The 8,852-nt window shown below is 71.1% G+C and carries 11 protein-coding genes; 3 read left to right on the top strand and 8 right to left on the bottom strand.

All coding sequences use genetic code 11. The features are described 5' to 3' along the window. The coding region (locus L0P92_RS38785) for a baeRF2 domain-containing protein (RefSeq protein ID WP_234767835.1) at positions 1–801 on the bottom strand (801 nt) is incomplete at its 3' end. 62 nt (positions 802–863) lie between these two features. Here L0P92_RS38785 and L0P92_RS38780 point away from each other — a divergent pair. Then, a complete protein-coding gene (locus L0P92_RS38780; RefSeq protein WP_234767834.1) occupies positions 864–1,121 on the top strand; it encodes a DUF6158 family protein in 258 nt (85 codons plus the stop codon). Between the two features lie 99 nt (positions 1,122–1,220). On the opposite strand, the gene L0P92_RS38775 is transcribed toward L0P92_RS38780, so the two are convergent. From L0P92_RS38775 to L0P92_RS38755, 5 genes are read right to left on the bottom strand one after another with little or no spacing between them, the layout of a single operon-like run. Continuing rightward, entirely contained in the window at positions 1,221–3,314 is a 2,094-nt protein-coding gene (locus L0P92_RS38775) for a catalase (protein WP_234767833.1), read from the bottom strand. Beyond that, complete coding sequence (locus L0P92_RS38770; RefSeq protein WP_234767832.1) at positions 3,314–3,868, bottom strand: type 1 glutamine amidotransferase domain-containing protein; 555 nt, start codon at positions 3,866–3,868, stop codon at positions 3,314–3,316. The genes L0P92_RS38775 and L0P92_RS38770 overlap by 1 nt, the downstream gene beginning before the upstream one ends. 6 nt (positions 3,869–3,874) lie before the next feature. Further along, on the bottom strand, positions 3,875–4,540 hold the full coding sequence (locus L0P92_RS38765) for a diguanylate cyclase (protein ID WP_234767831.1): 666 nt from the start codon (positions 4,538–4,540) through the stop codon (positions 3,875–3,877). A gap of 16 nt (positions 4,541–4,556) precedes the next feature. Next, positions 4,557–4,976: a CBS domain-containing protein gene (locus L0P92_RS38760; protein WP_234767830.1), complete on the bottom strand. Its 420-nt coding sequence runs from the start codon at positions 4,974–4,976 to the stop codon at positions 4,557–4,559. Then, positions 4,969–5,373: a DUF2795 domain-containing protein gene (locus tag L0P92_RS38755; protein ID WP_234767829.1), complete on the bottom strand. Its 405-nt coding sequence runs from the start codon at positions 5,371–5,373 to the stop codon at positions 4,969–4,971. The genes L0P92_RS38760 and L0P92_RS38755 overlap by 8 nt, the downstream gene beginning before the upstream one ends. Positions 5,374–5,507: 134 nt before the next feature. Here L0P92_RS38755 and L0P92_RS45340 point away from each other — a divergent pair, with 134 nt between their 5' ends. Beyond that, positions 5,508–5,642 carry a hypothetical protein gene (locus L0P92_RS45340; RefSeq protein WP_273634146.1) on the top strand — a complete coding sequence of 45 codons (135 nt, stop codon included), beginning with the start codon at positions 5,508–5,510 and terminating at the stop codon, positions 5,640–5,642. A gap of 33 nt (positions 5,643–5,675) precedes the next feature. Here the strand turns inward: L0P92_RS45340 and L0P92_RS38750 are convergent, their stop codons facing one another. After that, entirely contained in the window at positions 5,676–7,478 is a 1,803-nt protein-coding gene (locus L0P92_RS38750) for a thiamine pyrophosphate-requiring protein (protein WP_234767828.1), read from the bottom strand. A gap of 248 nt (positions 7,479–7,726) precedes the next feature. On the opposite strand from L0P92_RS38750, the gene L0P92_RS38745 reads away from it, so the two are divergent. Beyond that, entirely contained in the window at positions 7,727–8,515 is a 789-nt protein-coding gene (locus L0P92_RS38745; RefSeq protein ID WP_234767827.1) for an RNA polymerase sigma factor SigF, read from the top strand. 94 nt (positions 8,516–8,609) lie between these two features. Here the strand turns inward: L0P92_RS38745 and L0P92_RS38740 are convergent. Continuing rightward, positions 8,610–8,852: GAF domain-containing protein (locus tag L0P92_RS38740; RefSeq protein ID WP_234767826.1), on the bottom strand; the 243-nt coding region annotated here is incomplete at its 5' end.

Here is an 8,852-nt window from a genome sequence, read left to right as displayed (position 1 = left end):
ACGCCGCCCCTCGCCCCCCGGCTCACGCGCCGCGAGAAACCGCTCCACCTCCCGCACCGCCCGCTGCCGCACATGCTCCTCCCGCACCCGTTCGACATCCTCGTCGAGCAGCCGGCTACCGCTCCCGTGCGGGGCCTCGACCACGAGGTCGTGCAGCCGCCGCGGCAACCGTTCGTGGACAGCACGACGCTCCCGGTCGTCACCCACGAGGATCAGCAGATCGGCCCGCGTCTCCTCCTGGCAGACGGTGAGCGCGTCGGCGATCTCGGCGGCGTTGTGCTCCCAGGTGTTCTCCACCTTGAGCTGGAAGTGCCGCTCGGACCAGTCGACCGTGCTCGTCCGGTGGATCGGATGCTGCCGCCCGGTGACCGTACCGACGTCCTGCCGGCCCAGCGCGGTGCGCAGCTCGAAGGCGGCGCCCCGGCGGTCGACGTAGGCCACCACACAGACCGGGTCCTCGCCCGCCAGCTCCAGCAGCGGCGCGGTGTGCGGCAGCGGGGCCCAGTGGGCGCTGTCGCGCAGCGGGGCGCGGGCCAGCGGCGGATCGAGGACCACCTCACCCGCTCGGGCGAAGATCGCCCGGCCGTGCGGTTCGGAGGAGTGCGCCAGTGCCTCCAGCGCGCCGCGCACGGCCCGGCAGGTTGCGTCGTCGGCGCCCTGCCCGGCCAGTTCCCGGGACAGGGCCCGAGCCGTCAGGTGCCGCTCGTGCGGGGTGTCCTCCGTGTGCCGGGAGGTGTCCACGTATACGGAGGCCCAAGGCCCGGGGTGTTCGTACAGTGGGTTCAGGAAGGCGAGATCCATGGTCTGTCTCTCCCGTACGCCGCTCGGGTGCTGTGTGCTCCCCGGGCGGGTACCCGGACCGCATGATTGAACACGACGAGCGGGGCACCACGATGACCGGAGTCGACCCCAGCCGGCTGGACGACCAGCAGCTCATGAAGGAGCTGGAGACCATCCACCGGACGCGTCACGACACGCTGCTGTACGGCTCGAACGACGCGCTGCGGGCCCACAACGAACGCATGGCGCAGCTGGAGGGCGAATACCTGCGCCGCAACCCGCGCCGCACGGTGGCCGCGGGCCGCACCCGCGAGGGCGCCCGCGACCGCGGCGCGTGCTGAGCGGGGCGTGCCCCGCACACCCCGCTCAGCACGGCTCGCGCACTCGGCGCTCAGCACGGCTCGCGAACGCGGCCCGGCTCGGCTCGCGAACCCGCCGGCTCAGCACCCCACCGGCGGACGCCCCCAGTGGCGGTGGGCCGACACCGCGGCCTTGAAGGCCGCCACGAAGTCCGCGCTCGCCGGGCCCGGCGAGGTGTCCGTCACCACGCCCTGGTCGGACACCGTGTGATGGAACTCGGCGGACAGTCGTACGCCTTCCGGCTCCAGCGAGGCCAGGACGCCCACGCCGGAGCCGAGCGCGCCGACCGGCTTGCCGTGCCGGAAGGCGTCCCGCACGAAGCGCATCGCGTCCTGGTCGGCGGCCGTGGGCGGGGTGCCGTGCGGGCCGCCGGGCAGCAGTACGGCGTCGTACAGCACGGAGGCGACCGTCGGCAGGGCGCGGTCCACCTCGCACCGGTCGCCGTGGGCACCGGCGACCGAGCCGTCCGTCGGCGCCAGCGCCTCCACGATCGCGCCCTCGGCCGTGAGCGCCTCCCGCACCGAGTCGACCTGCGCGGTGTCGACGCCGTCCGTGACCAGGACCGCGATGTGCCGGGTGCGGATCGAGCCGTCGCCGCGCTGCGACTCCAGGCTCAGGGCGGGGGAGGTCAGCTTGTCCGCCGCCTCCGTCGCGGACGGCTCCGGAACCCCGATGCCGCGCGCCACCTGAGTCGCCAGATCGCCGTTCACCTGGGCGAGATGCTCCACCGTACGGGCCCGTACCTCCTTGACGCCCACCTTGCCGAGCTCGAACCGGAACGCCGCGACGATGTGCTGCTTCTCCCAGTCCGCCATGCTGTTCCAGAACATCGCCGGCTGGCTGTAGTGGTCCTGGAAACTGGGGCTGCGGCGCCGGATCTTGGCGCCGTCGACGCGTTCGGCGTAGTGCGTGTACGCGTGGCCGTCGGCACCGGCGTGCGCGGGGCAGCCGCCGCCGAGGGAGTTCGGGAAGTAGTTCGTGCCGCCGTGCAGCGCGCTCTGGTGGTAGCCGTCGCGCTGGTTGGTGCGTACGGGGGCCACCGGGCGGTTCACCGGCAGCTGGGCGAAGTTGGGGCCGCCCAGCCGGATCAACTGGGTGTCCAGGTAGGAGAAGTTGCGGGCCTGGAGCAGCGGGTCGTTGGTGAAGTCGATACCGGGGACGACGTTCGCCGTGTGGAAGGCGACCTGCTCGGTCTCGGCGAAGAAATTCTCCGGGTTGCGGTTCAGCACCATCCGGCCGATCGGGCGGACCGGCACCTGCTCCTCCGGGATGATCTTCGTGGCGTCGAGAAGGTCGAAGTCGAAGGCGAACTCGTCCTCCTCCGCGACGAGTTGGACGCCGAGCTCCCACTCCGGGTACTCGCCCGCCTCGATCGCGTCCCACAGGTCACGCCGGTTGAAGTCCGGGTCGCGGCCCTGGCACTCCTGCGCCTCGTCCCACACCAGCGACTGCACACCCAGCCGCGGCTTCCAGTGGAACTTCACGAACGTGCCCTTCCCGTCCGCGTTCACGAACCGGAACGTGTGCACACCGAAGCCCTGCATCATGCGGTAGCTGCGCGGGATCGCCCGGTCCGACATCAGCCACATGATCGCGTGCAGTGTCTCCGGCTGCAGCGACACGAAGTCCCACAGGGTGTCGTGCGCGGAGGCACCGGTGGGAATGTCGTTGTGCGGCTCGGGCTTCACCGCGTGCACGAAGTCGGGGAACTTGATGCCGTCCTGGATGAAGAAGACCGGAAAGTTGTTCCCGACCAGGTCGTAGTTCCCCTCCGAGGTGTAGAACTTGGTCGCGAATCCGCGCACGTCCCGCACGGTGTCCGCCGAGCCCCTCGGCCCCTGCACCGTGGAGAACCGGACGAACACCGGGGTCTGCACGGACGGGTCCTGGAGGAAGGCCGCGCGGGTGAACGCCGCGCAGGACTCGTACGGTTCGAAGTAGCCGTACGCGCCCGCGCCCCGCGCGTGCACCACCCGCTCCGGGATCCGCTCGTGGTCGAAGTGGGTGAGCTTCTCCCGGAAGTGGAAGTCCTCCATCAGGGTCGGCCCGCGTTCGCCGGCGGCGAGCGAGTCGTCGGTGTGGTCGACCTCCACGCCCTGGTCGGTGGTGAGCGGCCCGACCGTGGGGTCGTCCGCCCGGAAGGCCTCCCGCTGCTCCTGCTTGCGGTCCCCCATCAGACGGCCTCCCTCCTGGACTCCCTGGCGAACACCTCGAGGAACGTCTCGCAGAACGCCTTCAGATCGTCCGGCTTACGGCTGGTGACCAGCTTGTTGGCGCCGTGGTCGCAGATCCGCACCTGCTCGTCCACCCAGGTGCCGCCCGCGTTGCGGATGTCCGTCCGCAGGCTCGGCCAGGAGGTCAGCACCCGGCCGCGTACGACGTCCGCCTCCACCAGCGTCCACGCGGCATGGCAGATCGAGGCGACCGGCCGCCCCTGCTCGAAGAAGTCCCGCACGAACCCGACGGCCTTGCTGTTCATCCGCAGATAGTCCGGGTTGGCGACGCCGCCCGGCAGGACCAGCGCGTCGAAGGAGTCCGCGGACGTCTCGCCCACGACCTCCTGCACGGGGAAGGTGTCCGCCTTGTCGAGATGGTGGAACGCCTGGATCTTGCCCGGCTTCGTCGACACCAGCACCGGCTCGTGCCCCGCGTTCACCACGGCCTGCCACGGGTCGGTGAGCTCGATCTGCTCGACGCCCTCGGGTGCGGTCAGAAATGCGATACGCATGATGTCTCAATGTCCTTCCGTGGCCCTGAAGCGGGCCTCGTCGCTCGTGGAACTCGTGGAGCGCTTCCTGTCCCGCCGGCGGGCCCGCGCGCAGCGCCACAGCTCCTCGCCGTACGGCAGCAGCACACAGGCCCCGATCGCGACGCCGATGCCCGCGAGATAGCCCCGGGACAGCGGTCGCCGGCGCGGGACGAGACGCCACGCACCGGGATCGCCCCGGCCGCCGCGCAGCAGGGACCTCACCTGGTCGGCGTGCAGACACATCAGCGCCGACAGCGCGCCGAACGGCAGCGCCTCCAGGAAGCTGTGGATGTGCTGCTCGACCGGCCTGACCTCGCGGTCGCTGTCCACGGCCGTCCGCACGTCCCACAGCGCGGTCGCCTCGTGCGCCGCCGTCGCGCCCAGCTGCACGCTCAGCAGCAGCGGGTTGACCTCGTGGCGCAGGGTCAGCGCGATGGGGATGCCGACCTCGGTCATCATCAGAGAGTGGATCAGTGACTCCTTGACGCCTGCCGTCTCCTCGATCCGGGTCCGGCGGTGCATCCACCAGTCGGCGACGCCCGGCACGAACCAGCTGGGCAGCAGCCCGTAGAGCAGATAGCGGACGGTGGCGTCGCCGACGTCGACGGTGACACCGGAGGCGCTGATCTCGGCGGCCTGGTCCCGGCTCATCCGATCACTCATCCGGTCACTCGCCCGGGGCCGCACGGCTGATCTCGGCCAGCGCGGAGTCGGGATCCTGTGTCTGGGCGAGGTCCCCGAGGCTGACGACGCCGACCGGCAGCCCGTCCTCGACGACCGGCAGCCGCCGTACGGCGTGCTCCCGCATCAACGCGACCGCGACGGACACCCGCTCGCCCGGGTCGATCAGCACCGGGTCCCGGCTGCACACCGACCGGGCGCTCACCGTCAGCGGGTCGGCGCCCTCCGCCACCGCGCGCACCGTGATGTCACGGTCGGTGAGCACGCCCACGACGTCCTGCCCGTCGGCCACCACGACATCCCCGATGTCCTGCGCCCGCATCAGCTGCGCCGCCTCGACGAGCGAGGCGTCCGGGCGGACGGCGACCACACCCGGCGTCATGACATCCCTCACGAAATCAGCCATCCCGGGCCCTCCTGCGTTCCCCGGCCCCGGTCAGGGCCTCGGCCAGCTCCTGGACGTTGGCGTAGCGCGTCGAGCGCGGCAGGCGCTCCAGCGACTCCACCAGGGCGTCCGGCGCGTACCCGCGGCGCAATGCCGTGGTCAGCTCCCGGGGACTCGCCGGGAAGGAGCTGCGGCCCAGAATCCGCGCCAGCTCCAGCCGGACCGTCTCCAGGGACGCCGCCGACGGTCCCGGCCACCCCACGGGCCCGTGCGCGACCTGCGGATCGTCGTCGGCGGTCGGCTCCGGGTCGTGCCACTCCTCCGTCCGGGTGGGGTGCCCGGACCGCAGCAGGCCCTGGAGTTCGTGCTTCATCTCGTCGTCACGGTGGACGCTCAGCCGGTCACTGCCTCGCTGCATGACTCCCTCCAGATCTTCGGCGTGCGCACCGCGTACCCGCACATCCGGGGGCGACACAGGGTTTGCGCGGCGGAAGGAGGGAGACCCGGCTCCTTACCCCCCACGCACGTTCTGCTCCGGGGAAGGACCAGGTCATGGCACTGCTGGCTGTGCTGCTCCCACTTGTCATGCTCGGCGTCGTGCTGGCACTGGGCCGCTACGAGGATGTGCTGCTGCCGAGGGAACCGGAAGACACCGACCGGCCGGAGGGGGCGGCGCCGGTCCACTAGGCGCCGCCCGGGTACCTCCCGGTACCTCCCGTCTCAGTCGCCCTTCTTGTCCCGCCCCGGCAGGAACTCCTGCATCTTCGCCTTGAACCCCTGCCTGACCATCGACCCGCGATCCGCGTCCCCCTTCAGGATCGACGAGGCCGTGGCCTCCATCTGCTCCCAGGTGGCATGCGGCGGGATCGGCGGTACGGCGGGGTCGGTGAGGAACTCGATCACCGCGGGGCCGTCCGCCTCCAGGCCCGCGCGCCAGCCCGCCTCGACGTCCTCGGGCTTCTCGACGCGGATGCCGGTCAGACCGAGGGAGCGGGCGAACGCGGCGTACTGCACGTCCGGGATCTCCTGGGACGGCAGGAACGACGGGGCGCCCTCCATGGCCCGCATCTCCCAGGTGACCTGGTTCAGGTCGTGGTTGTTCCACACGGCCACGACCAGCCGCGGGTCCTCCCACAGGTCCTTGTACTTCGCCGCCGTGATCAGCTCCGCCAGGCCGTTCATCTGCATCGCGCCGTCCCCGACCAGCGCGATGGCCGGACGGTCCGGATGGGCGAACTTGGCGCCGATCGCGTACGGCACCCCGCAGCCCATCGTCGCCAGCGTCCCGGACAGCGACGAGCGCATGCCGGGCCGCATCGTCAGATGGCGGGCGTACCAGTTCGCCGCCGAACCCGAGTCGGAGGACACGATCGCGTTCTCGGGGAGCAGCGGGTCCAGCGTGCGGGCGACGTACTCCGGGTTGATCGGGTCGGCCGACAGGTTCGCCCGCCGCTCCATGACCTCACGCCAGCGCGCCACGTTGTCGCACACCGTGTCGTACCACTCGCGGCCGCGCTCCTCGGACTCGATCAGCGGGATCAGCCGCTCCAGCGTCGCCTTCGCGTCGCCGACGAGATTCACCTCGTACGGATAGCGCATCCCGACCATGTGCGGGTCGATGTCGATCTGCACGCCCCGCGCCTTGTCGAAGTCCGGCAGGAACTGCGTGTACGGGAAGGACGATCCGATCGTCAGCAGCGTGTCGCAGTCCCGCATGAGCTCGTACGACGGACGCGTGCCCAGCAGACCGATCGAGCCGGTGACATACGGCAGTTCGTCGCTCAGGACGTCCTTGCCGAGCAGCGCCTTGGCCACGCCGGCACCCAGCAGCCCGGCGATCCGCTCCACCTCGGCCCGCGCGCCGGACGCGCCCTGGCCGACCAGGATCGCCACCTTGTCACCGGTGTTGAGGATCTCGGCCGCGCGGCGCACCGAGTCGTCCGAGGGGAGCGCCGTCCAGCTGCTGCGGTCCAGGCTGGAGGGCACCATCTTGAACTCGTGCGTGGGCGGCGAGTAGTCCAGCTCCTGGACATCGCCCGGGATGATGACCGCCGTGGGCGCGCGGCGCGCGTACGCGGTGCGGATCGCCCGGTCCAGGACGTTCGGCAGCTGCTCGGGGACCGTCACCGTCTCCACGAAGTCCGAGGCGACGTCCTTGAACAGCGTGTGCAGGTCCACCTCCTGCTGGTACGAACCGCCCATCGCGGTGCGATGCGTCTGGCCGACGATCGCCAGCACCGGGACATGGTCGAGCTTGGCGTCGTACAGGCCGTTCAGCAGATGGATCGCGCCCGGCCCGGACGTCGCCGCGCACACTCCGAGACGGCTGCTGAACTTGGCGTAACCGACCGCCTGGAACGCGGACATCTCCTCGTGCCGGGACTGGATGAAACGGGGCTGGTTGTCGGCGCGGCCCCAGGCGGCGAGCAGGCCGTTGATGCCGTCGCCGGGATAGCCGAAGACGTGCTCCACACCCCACTCACGCAGACGCTGCAGGACGTGGTCGGCGACCTTGGTGCTCATGTGCGGGACCTCCTGGGCTCCGGGGAACTGCGCGGCACCGCTACGAGTGACCCTGCGGGCCGGTGGAAAACCTGAGCGGGTGTTTGCGGGCCAGGGGCGGGGGCAGGCGAACAAACAGTGCTTCGGACAGGAGGCACGTCCGTGGGAGCGGGGATCCCCCGCCACGGGTGTGTCCGGCTCCGGTGCGCGCCCGCACTCCCACGGTGACCGTCCAAGCCAGAGCACAACCAAGGGAGTTGCGACGCACGATGCCCACTTCAGTGAGCGCGAAGCACCACCCCCACGACGACGCCCCCGACACCGCGGAGGACTTCCGCAGGCTCGCCACCCTGCCCGAGGGCCGGCAGCGCGACGCCCTCCGCGAGCGGATCGTCGAGGCCTGGCTGCCCATGGCCGACCGGCTCGCCGGACGGTTCCGCAGCCGCGGTGAGAGCTTCGACGACCTGCGGCAGGTCGCCGCCCTCGGCCTGGTCAAGGCCGTCGACCGCTACGACCCCGAGCGCGGCAACGCCTTCGAGAGCTACGCCGTGCCCACCATCACCGGCGAGATCAAGCGGCACTTCCGCGACCACATGTGGACGCTGCATGTGCCGCGCCGGGTGCAGGACCTGCGCAACCGTGTCCGGTTCGCCGTCCAGGACCTCCAGACCGTCTCCGGCCGGCGGCCCACGGTCGCCGAGATCGCCGCGCACGCGGACATGAGCGAGGCCGACGTCAAGGTCGGCCTGGAGGCGCTGGAGAGTTTCACCGCGCTGTCGCTGGACGCGGAGCTGCCCGGCAGCGAGGACGGGTACTCGCTGAGCGACGCGCTGGGCTCCGCCGATCCCGCGCTGGACACGGTCGTGGACCGGGAGGCGGTCGCGCCCCGGCTGGCCGCGCTGCCCGAGCGGGAGCGGGCGATTCTGTACATGCGGTTCTTCGGGGACATGACGCAGAGCCGGATCGCGGAGCAGCTGGGGATCTCGCAGATGCATGTGTCCCGGCTGATCAGCCGGTGCTGCAGCCGGGTGCGGGAGCAGGTTCTCAGTGCCGGGTGACGCCGTGGGGGTGAGGTTGTCTGCGGGGTGCGGGCTGTATGTGGCTTGTCGCGCCCACGCGGCGGAGACGCACATCGACACAGCCCCGCGCCCCTTAGGAGGTTGCCGACACCGCCAGTGATATGTGGCGGGACATCGTGTCCAGGGCCTTGGCCTCTGCCATTGAGAAGGCGAGGCGGGCTCCGCAGCGGAAGAGCGTGAGGACGCCCTGTACGGCGCCCCCGACCAGCACCGGCACGCACAGCAGTGACGTGACGTTTGCCTGTACGAGGACGGGGGCGCCGTCGGCGTCCTGGCCGAAGGCGTCCGGGTTCGGGGGGCGTACCTGGAGGGTGGG

The organism is Streptomyces muensis (genome assembly GCF_021474425.1).
GTDB lineage: Bacteria > Actinomycetota > Actinomycetes > Streptomycetales > Streptomycetaceae > Streptomyces > Streptomyces muensis.
This window is presented reverse-complemented; position numbering and strand designations above follow the sequence as displayed.

What these genes read in the sequence shown, in the direction of transcription:
- L0P92_RS38780 (WP_234767834.1), top strand. Translation starts at nt 864, where the DNA reads ATGATTGAACACGACGAGCGGGGCACCACGATGACCGGAGTCGACCCC.
- L0P92_RS38775 (WP_234767833.1), bottom strand. Translation starts at nt 3,314, where the DNA reads ATGGGGGACCGCAAGCAGGAGCAGCGGGAGGCCTTCCGGGCGGACGAC.
- L0P92_RS38770 (WP_234767832.1), bottom strand. Translation starts at nt 3,868, where the DNA reads ATGCGTATCGCATTTCTGACCGCACCCGAGGGCGTCGAGCAGATCGAG.
- L0P92_RS38765 (WP_234767831.1), bottom strand. Translation starts at nt 4,540, where the DNA reads ATGAGCCGGGACCAGGCCGCCGAGATCAGCGCCTCCGGTGTCACCGTC.
- L0P92_RS38760 (WP_234767830.1), bottom strand. Translation starts at nt 4,976, where the DNA reads ATGGCTGATTTCGTGAGGGATGTCATGACGCCGGGTGTGGTCGCCGTC.
- L0P92_RS38755 (WP_234767829.1), bottom strand. Translation starts at nt 5,373, where the DNA reads ATGCAGCGAGGCAGTGACCGGCTGAGCGTCCACCGTGACGACGAGATG.
- L0P92_RS45340 (WP_273634146.1), top strand. Translation starts at nt 5,508, where the DNA reads ATGGCACTGCTGGCTGTGCTGCTCCCACTTGTCATGCTCGGCGTCGTG.
- L0P92_RS38750 (WP_234767828.1), bottom strand. Translation starts at nt 7,478, where the DNA reads ATGAGCACCAAGGTCGCCGACCACGTCCTGCAGCGTCTGCGTGAGTGG.
- L0P92_RS38745 (WP_234767827.1), top strand. Translation starts at nt 7,727, where the DNA reads ATGCCCACTTCAGTGAGCGCGAAGCACCACCCCCACGACGACGCCCCC.